Raw genomic sequence first — 16,100 nt, forward strand, 5'->3', positions numbered from 1 at the left:
CGGTGTCGAATGCCTTGTCGCCGGCCTTGTCCCGGGCCTGTTGCTCAGCGTGTGCGCGGGCCGCGACCAGGTCGGCGAGCCGAGCCGGGGCGGCCGACGGACTGCCAGAGGTGGCGCGCGACGCGGCCCCACTCTCAAGGAATCGATGAATGACTATGCTTGCCCGGTGTCCGAGCTGTCCCGGCGGGAGATCGCCGATGTGACGACCGTCGCCGCCCTGGCCGCTGTGCTGCGCCGGCTCCGCCGCCGGGAGGCACGCCGGGAAGGCGCGAATCCGCTCACCTACCGTGAGCTCGCCGCCAAGACCGGCTGGTCGCACGGCATCATCGGCGAATACCTGGCGGGGCGGGTGCTGCCACCCACCGACCGTTTCGACGTGCTGGTCCGGCTGCTCGGCGCGACCCCGGCCGAGCAGGGCCGGCTGGCCACCGCCCGCGACCTGGTCGAGGAGCGCCGGCGCGCCGGCGCCGGCCGGGTGCTCGGGCATCTGCCGCCGGCCCTGCCGGGTTTCACCGGCCGGGCCGGGCCGCTGGCCGAGCTCGACCGGCTGATCGATCCGGACGGCCGCGAGGCGGCGCCGGTGGTCACCGTCTGGGGCACGGCCGGCGTCGGCAAGACCGCCTTGGCGCTGCACTGGGCGCATCGGGTGGCCGAGCGGTTCCGCGACGGCCAGCTCTATCTCAACCTGCGCGGTTACGATCCGGCGGGCGTGCCGGTCTCGCGGGACGACGCGGTGCGCTCGGTGCTGGACGCGCTCGGCGTGCCGCCGCACCAGATCCCGCCGACGGCACCGGCCCAGGCCGCCCTCTATCGGAGCCTGCTCGCCGAGCGGCGCCTGCTGCTGGTGCTTGACAACGCCCGCGACGCGAGCCAGGTGCGGCCGCTGTTACCCGGCGGCGATTCCTGCCGCACGCTGGTCACCAGCCGTGACCGGCTGGCCGGGCTGGTCAGCCTCGACGGCGCCCGGCCGATCCCGCTCGACCTGCTCACGGCCGGCGAGTCACGGGAACTCCTCGCCGCCCGGCTCGGCGCCGACCGGCTGGCCGCCGAGCCGAGGGCCGCCGAGGCGATGGTGGCGTCCTGCTCGCGACTGCCGCTGGCGCTGGCGATCGTCGCCGCCCGGGCCGCCCTCAACCCGGAGTTCCCGCTCGGTGCGCTGGCCGAGGAGCTGTGCGCGGCGCGCGGTGGGCTGGAGCCGTTCAGCGGCGCCGAACAGCGCTCCGACGTCCGTACCGTGTTCTCCTGGTCGTACCGGTCGCTCAGCCCGGCCGCGGCCCGCCTGTTCCGGCTGCTGGCGCTGCATCCCGGCCCGGAGGTCAGCGGGGCGGCGGCGGCGAGCCTGGCCGGTGCGCCGCCGGCCGAGGTGCGCCCGGCGCTGCGGGAGCTCACCGACGCCTCCCTGACGGCCGAGTCCGCACCGGACCGCTACGCCTGCCACGACCTGCTGCGGGCCTATGCCGCCGAGCTGGCCGGCGCCGTCGACACCGCCGCCGGCCGGCGTGCGGCGATCGGCCGGCTCCTCGACCACTACCTGCACACCGCGCACGCCGCGGACCTGCGGCTCGATGAGCACCGCGATCCGATCCCGGTCCCGCCGGCCGCCGCCGCGGTCACGCCCGAGCCGATCGCCGGCCATCAGGCCGCGCTCGCCTGGTTCGACACCGAGGTGCCGGTGCTGATCGCGGCGGTCTCGCTGGCCGCGGCCGAAGGCTTCGACCGGCACGCGTGCCGGCTGACCCGGACCCTGGCCCACTTCCTGGAACGCCGCGGGCACTGGCCGCGATGGGTGGCGGTGCAGCACGTCGCGTTGCCGGCCGCGCGGCGACTCGGTGACCCGGCGGAGGAGGCGCCGGTCCGCCGCGGCCTGGGCCGGGCCGGCGTGCACCTCGGCCGCCCCGGCGAGGCGGTCGGCCATCTGACCGCGGCCCGCGATCTGTACCGTGCGGCCGGCGACCTCTCCGGGCAGGGCCGGATCGGGTTCGACCTGACCTGGGTCGCCGCGCGGCAGGACCGGCAGGACGACGCGCTGCGCCACAGCGAGGAGTCGTTGCGCCTGTTCACCGCCGCGGGCAACCGGTCCGGCCGGGGCCGGGCGTACAACAGCATCGGCTGGTCGCTGACTCTGCTCGACCGGCACGGGGAGGCGGTGGAGTACTGCCGGCGGGCCCTCGACGTGCTTCAGGAGATCGGCGACCGGTTCGGCGCCGCCAACGCGTGGGACAGTCTCGGGCAGGCGCAGCACATGCTCGGCCGGCACGACGAGGCGGCCGAGTCCTACCTGCGCGCCCGTGCGCTCTGGCACACGCTCGGCCATCGGTACCAGGAGGCCGACTCGCTGGTGCGGCTGGGCGACACCCTCGCGGCGGCCGAGGATCGCGCGGCCGCCGAGCGTACGTGGGAAATGGCCCTGGAAATGCTCGACCAGCTCGACCACCCGGACGCCGGCCCGGTGCGGGCCAGACTCGGCCAGCCCGGGCCGGCTGATCGCTAGCCGAGCAGGATGGTGGCGTTCATCTCCGCCAGGCCCGTGGTGATGTCCTCGAAGAAGATCCGCGACGAGCAGTTGCGGTCGGACGTGTCGTACCCGCGGCACGCCACCTCCTGGGCGCTGCTCCCGGCGCTGATCGTGCCGTGCGCCAGCACCCGGCTGGTGCCCGCACCGTCGAAGGACACGACCGGGCCGCCGCTGTCACCCTCGCCGGCGGCGGCGAGCCCGTCGAGCTGATCGGCCCGGACCTGTCCGCACACCCGCACGGTGCCCTCGGACGGCGTCGAGAGGTTGATGCACAATCCGGTGGCGCTCACCGAGACCCGGCACCGGGATCCGGAGAACGAGCCCGATGTGCAGAGGATGTTCCCGACCTGGCTGGCGCGGGTGCCCACGACCGGGCTGGAGAACTCCTGGACCACCCGGCCCAGCGAGTCGAAGGTGTTGAGGTACACCCGTCCCTGCGAGTTGCCGTTGATCACCATGACGTCGTTGCCGTCGTCCTCGGTGCCGACCCGGCCGATGTCCTGTCCGGCCGGATCCTCGGCCAGGTGGTTCGGCTCGCCGCAGTGCGCGGCGGTCAGTACCCGGTTGACGCCGGCCTGTACCACGCCGAAACCGGTGGAGCAGCTGCCGCCACGGGTGGCGTTCTGCCAGCGTGCGCCACCGGACCACGGCGGCGCGTCGTTGACCCGGGTCAACGCCACCGGCTTGACGTTCGTTTCCAGCGTCACCGGCACGCCCGCGTACCTTGCGGCCGGAATCGCCGCGCCGCCGGTGCCGACGAGCAGCCCGGAGCCGTCGGCCCGGGGACCGACCATGGTCACTTGGCCGCCCGCGCGAGCCAGCAGCCGCTCGGCCGCGGCTTGCAGGTCACGCTCGGAATACGCGGCCGGCAACACCCGCACCGGTACGGACGAGCGCGCTCTCGCCGACAGCCCGGCCGGTGCCGCGCCCTTCCAGTACACCCGCAGCTCGCGGGAAGCCGGATCGGCGATGACGCCGGCGTACCCGGAACGCGCATCCGCACGTCCGAGAGCGGTGACGCGGGTTCCGGCGACGTTCATCCGGTCCTGGGTGGTGAACAGCTCCGACCACGATGCGAAGCCGCCGGGCACCGGCTCCGCCTCGGCGCCGAACGTGCTGCCGGGCGGTGCGGCGTGGGCGGGGGGTGCCGCGGGCCCGGCGGCCGAGAGTGCCAGGGCGCAGACCGTCACCGCGAGTCGTCCGAGGTTTCTCACTGGTCCTCCTTCGGTTGGCCGCCGGTCGGAGTACCGGCGGCCCATCGAGGACCGACGATGTCTGTGCCGGGGCGGAACCGCCCCGGATCCTGGACGCCGCTGGACACCGTTGGACACGGCGCGGCAAAGGTGGTTGCCAATGAAAATTATCTGTTCACAGAGTTAACTAAAGCATTGACTACCGCGGATGCCCTTGGGAAGAGTGCCGTGTATGCCCACTCGCCGTGCTCTGCTCGCTCTGGCCGGCGCCGCCGGCGGCGCCCTCGCTCTGCCGCGGCCCGCTCTCGCCCGCGCCGCCGATCCGGTCGCCGATGAGTATCACCGGCTGCTCCTCGCGCACACCCGATGGGTGCAGCAGCAATGGGACCCGGCGATCGGCGCGTACCGTCTGGCCGACTTCCGGTTCGCGGCGGTGCTCGGCAACGCGGTGCTGCTCACCACCGACGGTTACGACGCCGACCTGGCCGGGGTCGACGCGGTCACGCTGCGCCGGCAGACACTGACCACGATCACCCGGTTCGCCGCTACCAACCGGCTCACCGGCGGTACCGAGTGGGGGCAGCGCCTGTTCTGGGACTCGACCTTCGAGTTGTACTTCGTGCTCGCCGCCCGGCTGCTCTGGGCCGACCTGGACGCGGCCACCCGCGCGAACGTCGGCACCATCGCGCGGGCGCAGGCCGCCTACGCCTACGGGCTGGGCACCGGCAACGACCCGCTCAGCGGTTCCTGGACACCGAACGGCAGCGCGGGCGGCTACCGCGGCGACACCAAGCTGGAGGAGATGGGCGTCTACGCCCAGGCGATCGCCCCTGGCCTGGCCTGGGCCCCGGCCGGCGACGCCGAGGCGGCGCGCTGGAAGGAACGGTTCGTCTTCTGGGCGGCCAACGCCGGCGGCCTGCCCGCCGCCGACCGGGCCAACCCGGCGATCATCGATGGCCGCGCCGTCCGCGATGTGAACGTGGCCCACAATCTGCACGACACCTTCGTCGTGGAGAACCACGAATCAGTCAACCCCCATTACCAAGCAGAACTTTGGCGTACGGCCGGACGCGCCGCCGCGCACTTCCTCGCCGCCGCCAAGCCCCTGCCGCAGGTCCTCACCAGCCAGCCGAACGGCCGCGAGCTGTGGGCCACCCTGCGGCTGCTCGCCAGCGACGCGGGCGAGCCGGTGATGCCGATGGTCGCCGACCGCTACCACCTCTACGGCCGTGACGTGCTGCCACTGGCGTTCCTCGCCCAGGTGCAGGGCGACCGGCACGCCGCCCGCGCCGAGGCCGACCTGGCCGCCCGGCTCATGCCGTACCTGCGGTACACCCCCGTCAACCGGCTGACCAAGTTCAGCGGCGAGGAGAAGTACGAGCCGGAGGCCCGCGCCGAACTCGCCATCGCCTACCTGTTCCACCAGTGGCGCACCGCCCCGGTGACGCCGGTGACCAGCGCCGAGTTCTTCGCGGCGGCGGCCGGTGCCCGCACCTTCGGCGACGCTGTGGGGCTGACCGCACACCAGAGCACCGCAGCCTTCGCCGCGGCCGTCACCAAGCCCGGGCAGGTCCGGTTCCTGTGGCAGCCCGGCCACGACAACTGGTTGATCGACACGCGCGCGCCGGCGTTCCTGCCCGCGCAGACGGCACCGCCGGCCCGTTCCTGGACGGCCGCGTACACCGCGGCCCGCGACGGCGTCGACGCCACGGCAACAGTGCTGCAGACCGCCGCCGGGTGGGCGGGCTACGCGACCCTGCCCACGGGCACCGTCGTCTACGCCGGGCCCGGCCCGTCACACCTGACGCTGTTCAACCTGACCATGCCCGGCGTGCCCGGCCTCGACGGCGATCGCACCTTCACGGGCGCCGGCGGCACGGTGACACCCTCGGCCGGTCTCGGCGACGGCGGCACCGACAGGATCACGTTCGTTCCCCGTACCATAAGGTTTGTCAGGTTTTCGGGGGTTTCCGCGGCCGGGCAGTATGGCTACTCGCTGTTCGGGCTCCAGGTGTTCGACGCCGCCGGCACCGACCGGGCCCTCGGCCGCGCCGTCACCGCGTCGTCGGCCGACCCCGCCTACCCGGCCGCGAACGCCGTCGACGGCAACAGCGGCACCCGGTGGGCGGTGGCCCGCGAGGAACGTGGCCGCGCCGACAGTTGGCTGGCCGTCGACCTCGGCAGCGCCGTCCAGGTCACCGGCGTGACGCTGACCTGGGAGACCGCGTACGCCACCGCGTACCTCGTGCAGACCTCGACCGACGGCACCACCTGGACCACCGCGGCCACCGCCCCCGCCACCGCGACGCTGGGCGCCTGGGCGGACATCGACGGCCGCGCCGGTCTGGTCGCGCACGGTGCCACCGGCCCGGTCATCGCGTCGCCGGTGCGCGTCACCATTCCGCAGGCCACCCTCATCGAAGGGTATGTCGGCGCCGACCTGCCCGCGGCGGCCGGTCGGAGACTGCCCACCGGCGGGCCGGCGGCGTTGCGGCTCAGCGACGCCGACGGTTTCCTGACGCTGCTCAACCTGTCCTCGGCCGCGATCAACGGCGCGGTGCTGACGTTGCCGCGCGGCGACCGTCTGTACCGAGGAGTGTCGATCGTGCGCGCGGACGGCGGGCTCGACCTGACCGCCTCGGTGCCCGCCGGTGGTGGCGCGGTGCGGCCGGCCCGCTTCACCGTGACCGGCCGGGCCCCGACCGGGACCCGCTTCAACGTCGCCGACTCGCACCACGTCACGGTTACCGCGCCGGCCGGGGCTGCCGTCGACGTACGCCTGAGCACCGGCACCTGGCAGGCCCGGGCGCAAGTCCCCGCCGGCGGCACCCGCGGTTACGCCGTGCCGATCGCCGGGCCGGTCACCCCCACGGCCGACCTGGCCCGCGGGCGCACGACGTTCCCCACCTCACCGCTGCCCGCCGGCATGGGGGAGCCGTCGTACGCCGTCGACGGCAACCCCGGCACGGCCTGGCGCCCCGGCCCGAACGGGCGGATGGTCGTCGACCTGGGCGCGGCGAGCGCCGTAGCCGCCGTGTCGCTGACCTGGACCGGCGGCCCGCAACGCGCGGCACGTATCGAGTCCTCCGCGGACGGCATCACCTACACCGCGTTCAGCGCGCCGTCCACTGTGCGGTATCTCGCGGTGGCCGTGCCCGGCTGGACCGCCGGCGACGCGGAACTCGTCGAGATCTCGGCCAGTCCGCTCTGACTCTCTGCCGGAGGACGCCGTTCACCCCGGCATGCTGGCAGCTCACCGGCTCGGAAGTCGTCCAGGCACGCGTCTGACACCTGCCCGCCACCGGCGAGATCGCCGTATACATCGACGGCGCCGCCAACCCTCGCATGACCGCCGTCGACCGTATGTTCCGCACCGGCCGCGTCGGTTTCGGTTTCTTCGACAACACCGGCCGCCTCCGGTCGCTCGTGGTGACCGGTAGCCCGGCGCCCTAGCGTTCGCCCTGTTCCTCGCTCACCTCCGGAGTGACGGCGGGGTGCCGGGCCGGCGTCGAGGCGGCATGCACGGATCGCCCGTCCGGCGAGGATGACCGCATGCTGGAGATCCGGCTCTGCCATCACTGCGCCGACCGTCGGCGCAGATCGTGGTAAATGGATGGGCAGCGGCGACCGCCCGGGGTGACACTGGCCGAAGAGACGCCGACCGATGGAGGGCATCGTGTGGGGCAGAAATTTTGGTACGCCGAGCTTGGTGCCGATGCTGTCGCGGGGTAAGCACCGGCATCCGCGCCGAGGCGCCTGCTTCATGGAATTCGCGTCATACCTGGCCGGGGAACGGTGGACCGACCACCCCGCCTGCACACATCCGCTGCTGGCACACCTCGCCCGCATGGTCAACGACTGTTCCTCGGACGAGGGCCGGCGCCGGCTGGTCGGTCTGGTGCCCTCCGTGGTCGGCTTGACCAGCGATGACGTACGCGTCGACCTGAGGATCGCGTTGCGCGCCGCAGCCACCGCCCTCCCGGTTGCCGCTGAGGAACGGCAGCGCGCGATGGCAGTGACCGTCCTGACCGCCCGCCGCCTCCTCAACGACCTCGACGGCCCGGCACCCGATCAGCTCGATGCCATCGGCGCGCGGGCTCTGGCGCAGGTGCCGCTCGCCGCCCGCTGGGCCGAGCGATACACGGCCGAGACCCCGGTGTCGCTGCGGGCGTTCCGCGACCGCGGCGCCCGAGCCGCCGTCCACTACGCGGTCGAAGGCATCGCCCGAGCCTGCTCCGGCGATCCCGACACCCTCCTTCACGACTTGCTGGCCTCCACGATCGGCGACTTCATCGCTGCCACACATGCGACTTCACCCGAGCCGTCCCGGCCGGAGGTCGCCATCGGATCGTGAGCCCGTCGTGGTGAGGGAAGTCTGAGGGCTCCGAGATCGTTCTGCCCTCGCGGCGGCGGCTTGCAGACGAGTTGTCAGGACGTCTCTGGTGTGGCGCTGGCATGCGGCGAGGCGCCAGAGTCGTCACGGAAGGACAGCCCGGCCGCGTCCATCGCGGTTCGCAGGTGGCGAAGAGCGTAAGCCCGGCTCCACGTAGCGCGAGCACGTCGCTCTCACTGGGCCCGGCCACCTGTTCGAGCCGGACAACGCCGTGCGCGGTCAGCGCACGTGTCGCGGCAGCGCCGAGGTGCGGCAGCGGGATGCCCGGCTCAGCTACCGACCGGCCCTGGGCCGACCGCGGATGACCCTCGTGGTCCAGGACGGCAGGAGCGTTGCCCGGATCCATGGCCCAGTGGGCGAGGCGAGGATGTAGTCGGGGTGGCGGTCGAGGACCTTGCGGGCGCCTTTCTCGAACCTTGAGTACCCGGTGGCGTGTTCCTTCGCCGAGGTCGGCGATGTTGGCGCCGCAAGCTTCGAAGATCCGCAGCCCGAGCATCGCGTTCACAGTGCGTCAAGCGACGCATACCCTGATCGAGATTCCACCCGGAGCGGCAGATCCGTGCAGGCTCCCCGCAGACGTCGGCTCGGGGTTTCCGCCCGGGCTTCGCGGCGGAGATCCGGTCGATGATCACAGCTAACATTGGCCCCTATGACGGACGGGGACGGGCTACGGCTGCGGCCGGTTGTGGAGTCGGACCTGGAGATGTTTCGGCGGTTCCTTACCGAGCCGTACCTCGTAGGTCTGGACTGGTCCGGTTTCAAGGACGCGCAGCAGCCGGCCCGCCGGTTCGCCCAGGATGGATACCTCGGCGAACGAGACGGCCGGCTCATCGTCGATGTGCGAGGGCAGGCGTGTGGGCTGGTGAGTTACCGGCAAGGGGTCTACAGCGGCATGGCCACGTACTGGGAGATCGGCATCGTGCTGTTGCCGCAATGGCGCGGCATGGGTATCGGCTGGCGAGCCCAGGCGTTGCTTGCCGACTACCTGTTCAGCCACAGCCCGGCGCAGCGCATCCAGGCCGGGACGCACCCCGAGAACGCCGCCGAGCAGAAATCCCTGGTGAAGGCCGGCTTCCAACTCGAGGGCGTAGTTCGGGCGTGTGAGTTCCGTGACGGGGCCTGGCGCGACGGATACCTGTACAGCCGGCTGCGTGACGACCCGGCGCCCACGATCACGCCGGTGCCTCATCCGCCGGCAACCTGACCGGGCGAAACGTCTGTCCCGCCCCAAGGCTGATGGAGACATCGAAACCTGGGAGCCTCGCTGTTTGGCTTACCCCGCCAAGATCCCGCTGTCCCATCGGAGCCTGAACCACCTCGCTGACCGGATCCGCGCCCACCGCCGTGAACGCCTGCGCTCATGTAGACGAACTCGGTCTCGGGTGGCCGCGTCGCGGCGCGATCAATCAACCATTGCTCCAGCGCCGAAGGTAGCCTGCCGACAATCGCCGTGCCGTCCACTGAGCCTTTTTCAACGTGGCGAGGGCGTCGGCCGGCGACGCCGGACAACGGCCCGGCGGCTTCGGGCCCGATGCCAGGTTGAAAATTGCTCACTGATACCTGTGGTCCGTGCAGGGCATCGACTGCAACGCCTGACAGTCCTTCATCTCGGCAGTTCAGCATTTCGGCTTGGGCTCGGTGGCGACCATTGAGCGCGACGGGCCGTCGCTGACCGACGTGCACGATCAGCGGCAGACGAGTAAGCAGCAACGCGTAGCTAAGATCACTGTCCATGGATCATCGACGCCTCGGACGCAGCGGCCTCAGCATTAGTGAGATCACTTACGGGAATTGGCTGACGCATGGCGAACTCGTGGGCCGTGACCAGGCGCTGGCCTGCATTCGCGCCGCATTGGACGCCGGTATCTCGACGTTCGACACGGCCGACGTCTACGCTTTCGGCGCCGCTGAGGAAGTCCTCGGTGAAGCACTGCGCCCAGTACGCCGTGCATCGGTGGAGATCGCGACGAAGGTGTGCCTACCGACCGGCGACGGACCGAACGATCGAGGCCTGTCTCGCAAGCACATCATGGAATCGTGTCACGCCTCGCTACGCCGGCTCGGCACTGACTACGTTGACCTCTACCAGGCCCACCGCTTCGACGAACGAACTCCCCTGGACGAAACGCTGACCGCATTCGACGATCTTGTTCGCCAGGGCAAAGTGCTCTACCTGGGCGTCTCCGAATGGACCGCGCCGCAGATCCGGGCCGCTCTTGATCTCTCTGAGAAAATGGGTCTCCGCAGCCGTATCGTCGCCAATCAACCGCAGTACAACATGCTCTGGCGAGTCATCGAACCGGAGGTGCTGCCGTTGTGCCGCAGCGCAGGTATCGGGCAGATAGTGTTTCAGCCGCTTGCTCAGGGCGTGCTGACCGGTAAGTACCTGCCCGGCCGGCCGCCGCCGGAGGGATCGCGGGCTTCGAGTGCCGGCCGCGCGCCGCGATTCATCCGCCGGGTTCTCGGCGAGGAGCTCCTCAAGCGTGTCCAGCGGCTACGTCCGCTCGCCGATGAAGCCGGGTTGTCCATGGCCCAGCTCGCGCTTGCCTGGACACTGCAGCCGGACGGCGTCAACTCGGCGATCATCGGCGCGACCCGTCCAGAACAGGTCACTGAGAACGCCGCGGCGGCCGGCGTTCGTCTCTCCGGCGACCTGATCGTCGAGATCGATGCGGTACTTGGCGATCTGGTAGACCGAGACCCCGCCAAAACCGCCCAGATGATGGACGTAAAGGCGGCTTGGAGTCGCGAGGAGGCGTAGCCACAACTCTCACCGCCACGAGTGCCTGGCCGTCGACTCCGCAGCCATGATCAACGTCATTCATGGCGATCCGCGTAGCTGGGAGCCGCTCCTCCTCCAGACCGAGAGTTGCTCTCATCGGAAGATCACGGCGTCGGCGTGGGTGAGCCGCCGAGCGTGACGTCTTGCTGTCGGCCGGCGAGCACGGTCGCGCCAGATCCGGACATGGAGCAGGCTTGTGGCCATCTACAATCCGGCCATGTTCCGATGCGCGGCGATAACTGTCGTGGGCGTCGTGACGCTGGCATCCGCCGGTTGCTCCGAGTCGACACCCGCGCCGGTGACGCCGGCTGTCTCGGCGCCCGGGCCACTCAACGGCAACAGCGAGATGATCTGCAACGAGTGGGACGACCTGTACACGCCTACAACACCGACGACACGGACAGCGCAGCCACTGCGAAGGCATACTTCGCCGTCCAGCGGAGCGGTGCGTCGGACGCCAGGCGGATGAAGATCGAACAGGCGTACTTGGGCGAGCCGTGCAAGCCGGGATGCGATGCGTGTCCAGGGTTGCCGATTGCGAGACTCCGCTCCGAGGCATTTACCGGCTGCCGACACGAGGAGGTCCGTCCGTGACGGCGGCAGCCGGCTTGACCAATGCGTGATCAGGCCGTCCACGATTCACCGGGAGGTGAATCCTGCGCCGCCGGCAGGGCCGGGTGGTCGGTGGGATAGATGCCGATAGCAAACCCGTACATGGTCTCGCCGGATCTCGGCATCCGGTCGAACTCATCGACGAGTTCCACCATCTGGTCCCAGAACTGAGAGGCCTGATCCTCCGAGATGCGCGCATGCCGGATGAAGCCCCAGAGCTTTCCACGCTCGAACGCCTTCGCGGATTCGCGTGCAGCCACCACGAAGTCGTTGAAGTCGCCCGGCATCTGTTCGCCGGCGGGTGATGGCTCGGCTGTTACGTGGAAGATGCGCGCGGTGCGCCCGTAGAAGCGCTCCTCGATCGCCCGGACCTTCCGCGTGCGCACCACCCGGAGCAAACCGTTCCGTGTCAGCACGTCCACGTGGTGCGCGACCGTGCTCTTAGGGCGCTGGGCCACCTCCGCCAGCTCAGTCACGGTCGCGGCACGCTCATGGAGGAGCTGCAGGATCATCGTGCGGAGCGGGTGGCCGATGGCCTTCACCTGATCCGGACTGGTCAGCGCCATCCGATCGGCTAGCTCGTAGTCCGGCGGGTTGGCTTCCATGGCTTAACAGACTAGCATCGCGGAACGTTCCGGAAATCTAGACCATTCGCGGAAGGAGTTCACCGTCGTGACCGACGTGCTGCTTTACCACCACATCCAAGGACTGACTGACGGGGTCCGGAGTTTCGCCGACAGCCTGCGACAGACCGGGCACACCGTGCACGCGCCGGACCTGTTCGACGGCCGCACGTTCGGCAGCATCGAGGATGGGTTCGGATTCGCTCGAGAGCTGGGGCTCGACGCGATCCGGGAGCGCGGCGCCGCCGCGGCCGATGAGCTCGGACCCGGGCTCGTCTACGCCGGATTCTCCTTCGGCGTGACGATCGCCCAGCGGCTCGCGCAGACCCGGCCCGGTGCCCGGGGGGCACTCCTCATGCACTCCTGCCTCCCGGTCGCGGAATTCGGTGAAACGTGGCCCGAGGGTGTGCCGGTGCAGATCCACGGCAAGGAGGGCGACGAGTTCTTCAACGAGGACCTGCCGGCCGCACGCGAGCTCGCCGGCTCCTCGGCGGCCGCCGAGCTATTCGTCTATCCCGGCGACCAGCACCTCTTCGCCGACTCCTCGCTCGATGCCTACGATCCTGAGGCGTCCGCGCTGCTGATGGAGCGGGTGCAGGCATTTCTCGCTTCCGTCTGACCATTCAGCCCATGCCCGTGTGCAGCACGAACAGGATGCCCTGCAGGCGCTGCCGAGCCGGCACCCGACTGTGGCCCCCTGGAGTCTTGCGCGGCCACGGCCGTAGCAGCGGCTCGATCAGTTCGAACGAACGAACAGCATTCCGCACAGCACCTTGCAGCCATTGACCGGCCGACGACCAGGACTGACCGCGGTCGCTGCTTCGCCGATCAGCGTTTCGATCCGGGGTCAGATGTCGTCGTCGACCAGCCACGGTTGCGTCGCGCTTTCTCATGCCAGCGACAACGAGCACACCGGAGATCAAGCCATAGCGTTGCACCCGGGCGAGTCAGGAGTTCTTACTCGACCGGGTGAGTTGGTGCTCACGATGACGAAGACGAATGGAAGCCGTTCAATTCGGCACGCAGCGCCGTGGCGGCGGCCTCGAGTTCATCCTCGGGGAGCCCAGCGTACTCCTTGCTCTGGAACCCGGTGACGCCGGACGAAAGAGTTTCGAGGACCAGCTCGCCTTTGATCATGGAGGTGTTCAGTGCGTCACCTTCCCGATGCGGCGCGAGATGAACGTGCAGATGCGGGGTGCCCCCGAAGATATAGACATAGACGAGGTCGACTCCCGTCACCGCGCGAAGCGCCGCACTGCACCGGGCGAGTACTGAGCCGAATGTTGCGGCCTCGGCACCGTCAAGGTCGGGAAGGTAGGGAATGTGACGCTTGGGTTCAAGGTAAGACGAGGCGATGGTCGGATTTCCCGGCCCGATGCTCGTAGAAAGCCGCCATAGCTCGTCTTCCCAAACTTGGACGCGGCCGAGTTCCTTATCAATCTCCGGGCCACGGCACAGCCCGCATTCATCCACCATTTTTCCTCCTGTGTCGCCATTCAGTCCCGGGAGTGGTTCGAGGTGTCGGCGGCCTGCATCAGCGGAGCCACTTCGTCTCCCAGGACAGACCGCCGCCGCACCGGGCGGTTGAGGATGGCCGGGGGTATCGGTCCGCACACCACCGCGAGAGCGGTCGCGTTGTCGTCGCCGCCCAGCTCGTCGGCACGCCTGCACAGCTTGGACACCAGCAATGGGGCGTGGACCTGATCGGCCTCGCCGAGCAGTTCGTGAAGGACGTCGGGGAAGCGCCAGTCGTCGATTCCCTCGGTGTCGTCCGGCATCCGGCAGGCGCCGTCGGACATCAGGAGCATCACATCCCCGAGAAAGATGTCAGCCCGGCCGGCGGACAGTACGCGCTGCGGCTGGGGAAGCGCGCTGGTGACCACTTGACTGTCCGCTGCCGTCGCCTTGCGCCCGGCGCGCAGTGCGGATGCGCGTAACGAATGCTCGGTGGAGAGCCGGGATACCGACATTCCGTGCGATCGCGGCCGGGCCAGGTACAGCCGGCAGTCGCCGATGCAGACCCAGCTGACCTGTGTGCCGGTCACCTGGACGATCACACCGACCGTGCACGAGTCCGGGGATACTGACATCGGCGGGCTGCTCATGGCCTCCACCGCGCCCTTCAGCGCCTCGTGCGGGTCCCAGACGTTGTCCCGCCACTGGGCTCGCAGCTTGCGGCGCAGTTCACGTGAGGCCCATCTGCCGCCGCCGTCGCCCGTACCTGACACCCCGTCAAGGACCGCAGCGACCAGGCCGTCGCTGGTCCAGTCCCAGACCGAGGCATCCTCGTTGTCGCCGTCGGGACGGCCACGTGCCTTCATCCAGCCCGTGACGCTCTCGTCGGCCACCTGGACCCGCGTGCCCCGGTCCAGTCGTGGCCGGCCCTCATGCCCGAGGAACGGGCTGACCCGGTCCAGCAGATCGCCGGCGGTCTGGGCGCGCCGGCTGGGATCAGGGTGCAGGCTGGCAAGGATCGCCAGATCAGTGCCGGGCGGCCACTCCCCGCCCAGTATTCCCGCATCGATCACCGCGTGCTTCGCATCGCGGGCCCAGCGACCGCTGGCCAGCCGGTGCAGCAGGAAGCCCAGTGCGAAAAGGTCGGCACTCGGCCCGTGCGAGCTGACCCGCCGCATGGACTCGGGCCAGGCCACCGTCGCACCCAGCCCCGGCGCGCACCACACGTTGAGCGTGTCACCGGTCAGCCGCAGGCTCCACGGAGCCAGCACGGCCGCACCCTGCAGATGCCATTCCTCCAGGGCCGGCAGGAGCCGGCTCAGGGTGTTGAGCAGGATTGTCGGCGAAAGCTGGCGGCTCTCGTTCTGCAACAGCTCGACGAGGCTCGCTCCCGTCGGCCGCTCGGGCCAGTCGAAGCCGATGGCCTTCGGCATGATCACTGCCGGCAGCGCGGCGGGGCGCAGCACTTCCGGCGGGGCGGTGTTAGCTGGGTCATCGCTGATCTGCGACGGCTCCGGAATGCTCATCTTCACCCTATTCATGCGCGTCGTAGGCATCGTGACCGTCGGTAGGTCGGCGGTGGCGCACCTGAGCCAGCCCGGGAGGAGCGTCCCTCCCGGGCTGCGTATCCGGGTAGTCGTTAGTGTCCCGCGCGCTCGCGTTGCTGGGTGGCGCGCTCGCGCTGTTGGGTGGCGCGTTCACGGGCCTGGTCGGCGGTGGTGTGGGCCTCGGTGGCGCGCTCGCGCTCACCGCCGGCACGTTCGCGGTCCTCGACGGCGCGGGCACGCTGCTCGGTGGCGCGGGCGCGCTGTTCGGTAGCGCGTTCGCGGGCCTGGGTAGCGCGGTCGCGTTCCTGGGCGGCGTGTTCGCGGGCCTGATCTTCGGGTGCGGACTGACTCATACCGGTTTCCTTCCTGACTGCAGGGGATACCTTTCGTATCGGTCGCGCCAACGGAGCATCTATTTCGGCGTGTCCATGATTGCGACGGAATGGGGAATGCACCCAATTCCGATTCCGATTTTCCCGGAGCCCCGTTTCGATCTCGCGAGGCATCGTAACTCATCTATGCGAGATCACGATAGGGTGGATCGCCGCCCTGCCTCGGTGCGCGCGAGAGCGCGGCCGGTAATGTCCGGTTCGGCGATCTCTGCTTCGGCGTTCAGATGCGGCGAGAATACCATCTGAGCTGCGGTGATCGCATTCTCTTGGACTCGATCAATATGCTCCGGAAAGCACGTCTACAGAGGAGGAAAAATGGCACTATCGGTCTAAGGATCTATGCATGGCGTACGGAGAAAGCGTTCCCATGGGTGCTGGTGGCTGTTCCGCGGCCGGCGACGAGGTTGCGCTTGCGGCCTGGCGCGCGTCGGCTGCGTCCGTGCGGACGAGGTGGGTAACTCCGGCATCCGGCAACGCTTGGCCGCCGAGCAGGTTCGTGGCGGGATTCTCGAGGTGTCGGCGTTCTCGACAGCCTGCGAGAGCGCAACTAGCTTGGACATGCACACGCCGTACCTCTCCTGATCGGAA

Annotated in this window: 11 protein-coding genes; 6 read left to right on the top strand and 5 right to left on the bottom strand. The window is 69.9% G+C overall.

The features are described from left to right. The first annotated feature begins 166 nt into the window (after nucleotides 1–166). Nucleotides 167–2,491, top strand: coding sequence for an ATP-binding protein (locus tag ACFQV6_RS38650; protein WP_378032669.1), 2,325 nt, complete (start codon nucleotides 167–169; stop codon nucleotides 2,489–2,491). Here the strand turns inward: ACFQV6_RS38650 and ACFQV6_RS38655 are convergent. Next, a complete protein-coding gene (locus tag ACFQV6_RS38655) occupies nucleotides 2,488–3,729 on the bottom strand; it encodes a hypothetical protein (protein ID WP_378032670.1) in 1,242 nt (413 codons plus the stop codon). The two genes, ACFQV6_RS38650 and ACFQV6_RS38655, sit on opposite strands and share 4 nt — an antisense overlap. Before the next feature lie 211 nt (nucleotides 3,730–3,940). Between ACFQV6_RS38655 and ACFQV6_RS38660 the strand changes: the two genes are divergently transcribed. From ACFQV6_RS38660 to ACFQV6_RS38675, 4 genes are all read left to right on the top strand, one after another. Further along, nucleotides 3,941–6,919 carry a discoidin domain-containing protein gene (locus tag ACFQV6_RS38660; RefSeq protein ID WP_378032671.1) on the top strand — a complete coding sequence of 993 codons (2,979 nt, stop codon included), beginning with the start codon at nucleotides 3,941–3,943 and terminating at the stop codon, nucleotides 6,917–6,919. A 552-nt stretch (nucleotides 6,920–7,471) separates the two neighbouring features. After that, nucleotides 7,472–8,062: a hypothetical protein gene (locus ACFQV6_RS38665; protein WP_378032672.1), complete on the top strand. Its 591-nt coding sequence runs from the start codon at nucleotides 7,472–7,474 to the stop codon at nucleotides 8,060–8,062. A 688-nt stretch (nucleotides 8,063–8,750) separates the two neighbouring features. Continuing rightward, nucleotides 8,751–9,305: a GNAT family N-acetyltransferase gene (locus ACFQV6_RS38670; RefSeq protein WP_378032673.1), complete on the top strand. Its 555-nt coding sequence runs from the start codon at nucleotides 8,751–8,753 to the stop codon at nucleotides 9,303–9,305. Between the two features lie 528 nt (nucleotides 9,306–9,833). Beyond that, the gene (locus ACFQV6_RS38675) at nucleotides 9,834–10,862 is read left to right on the top strand and encodes an aldo/keto reductase family protein (protein WP_378032674.1); all 1,029 of its coding nucleotides are present in this window, start codon (nucleotides 9,834–9,836) and stop codon (nucleotides 10,860–10,862) included. A gap of 644 nt (nucleotides 10,863–11,506) precedes the next feature. Here ACFQV6_RS38675 and ACFQV6_RS38680 read toward each other — a convergent pair. Further along, nucleotides 11,507–12,100: an ArsR/SmtB family transcription factor gene (locus ACFQV6_RS38680; protein ID WP_378032675.1), complete on the bottom strand. Its 594-nt coding sequence runs from the start codon at nucleotides 12,098–12,100 to the stop codon at nucleotides 11,507–11,509. A 67-nt stretch (nucleotides 12,101–12,167) separates the two neighbouring features. Here ACFQV6_RS38680 and ACFQV6_RS38685 point away from each other — a divergent pair, with 67 nt between their 5' ends. Further along, a complete protein-coding gene (locus ACFQV6_RS38685) occupies nucleotides 12,168–12,737 on the top strand; it encodes a dienelactone hydrolase family protein (RefSeq protein ID WP_378032676.1) in 570 nt (189 codons plus the stop codon). 362 nt (nucleotides 12,738–13,099) lie between these two features. Here ACFQV6_RS38685 and ACFQV6_RS38690 read toward each other — a convergent pair whose 3' ends face one another. From ACFQV6_RS38690 to ACFQV6_RS38700, 3 genes are all read right to left on the bottom strand, one after another. Then, on the bottom strand, nucleotides 13,100–13,594 hold the full coding sequence (locus ACFQV6_RS38690) for an HIT family protein (protein ID WP_378032677.1): 495 nt from the start codon (nucleotides 13,592–13,594) through the stop codon (nucleotides 13,100–13,102). A gap of 20 nt (nucleotides 13,595–13,614) precedes the next feature. After that, nucleotides 13,615–15,099, bottom strand: coding sequence for a hypothetical protein (locus ACFQV6_RS38695; protein ID WP_378032678.1), 1,485 nt, complete (start codon nucleotides 15,097–15,099; stop codon nucleotides 13,615–13,617). A 113-nt stretch (nucleotides 15,100–15,212) separates the two neighbouring features. Continuing rightward, entirely contained in the window at nucleotides 15,213–15,473 is a 261-nt protein-coding gene (locus ACFQV6_RS38700; protein WP_378032679.1) for a hypothetical protein, read from the bottom strand. Nucleotides 15,474–16,100 lie beyond the last annotated feature (627 nt).

It is taken from the genome of Actinoplanes sp. GCM10030250 (assembly GCF_042666575.1).
Lineage (GTDB): Bacteria > Actinomycetota > Actinomycetes > Mycobacteriales > Micromonosporaceae > Actinoplanes.

Bases quoted from the DNA above. Each gene is read 5' to 3' on its own strand.
- ACFQV6_RS38695 (WP_378032678.1), bottom strand. From the start codon at position 15,099: ATGAGCATTCCGGAGCCGTCGCAGATCAGCGATGACCCAGCTAACACC.
- ACFQV6_RS38675 (WP_378032674.1), top strand. From the start codon at position 9,834: ATGGATCATCGACGCCTCGGACGCAGCGGCCTCAGCATTAGTGAGATC.
- ACFQV6_RS38700 (WP_378032679.1), bottom strand. From the start codon at position 15,473: ATGAGTCAGTCCGCACCCGAAGATCAGGCCCGCGAACACGCCGCCCAG.
- ACFQV6_RS38690 (WP_378032677.1), bottom strand. From the start codon at position 13,594: ATGGTGGATGAATGCGGGCTGTGCCGTGGCCCGGAGATTGATAAGGAA.
- ACFQV6_RS38660 (WP_378032671.1), top strand. From the start codon at position 3,941: ATGCCCACTCGCCGTGCTCTGCTCGCTCTGGCCGGCGCCGCCGGCGGC.
- ACFQV6_RS38670 (WP_378032673.1), top strand. From the start codon at position 8,751: ATGACGGACGGGGACGGGCTACGGCTGCGGCCGGTTGTGGAGTCGGAC.
- ACFQV6_RS38665 (WP_378032672.1), top strand. From the start codon at position 7,472: ATGGAATTCGCGTCATACCTGGCCGGGGAACGGTGGACCGACCACCCC.
- ACFQV6_RS38680 (WP_378032675.1), bottom strand. From the start codon at position 12,100: ATGGAAGCCAACCCGCCGGACTACGAGCTAGCCGATCGGATGGCGCTG.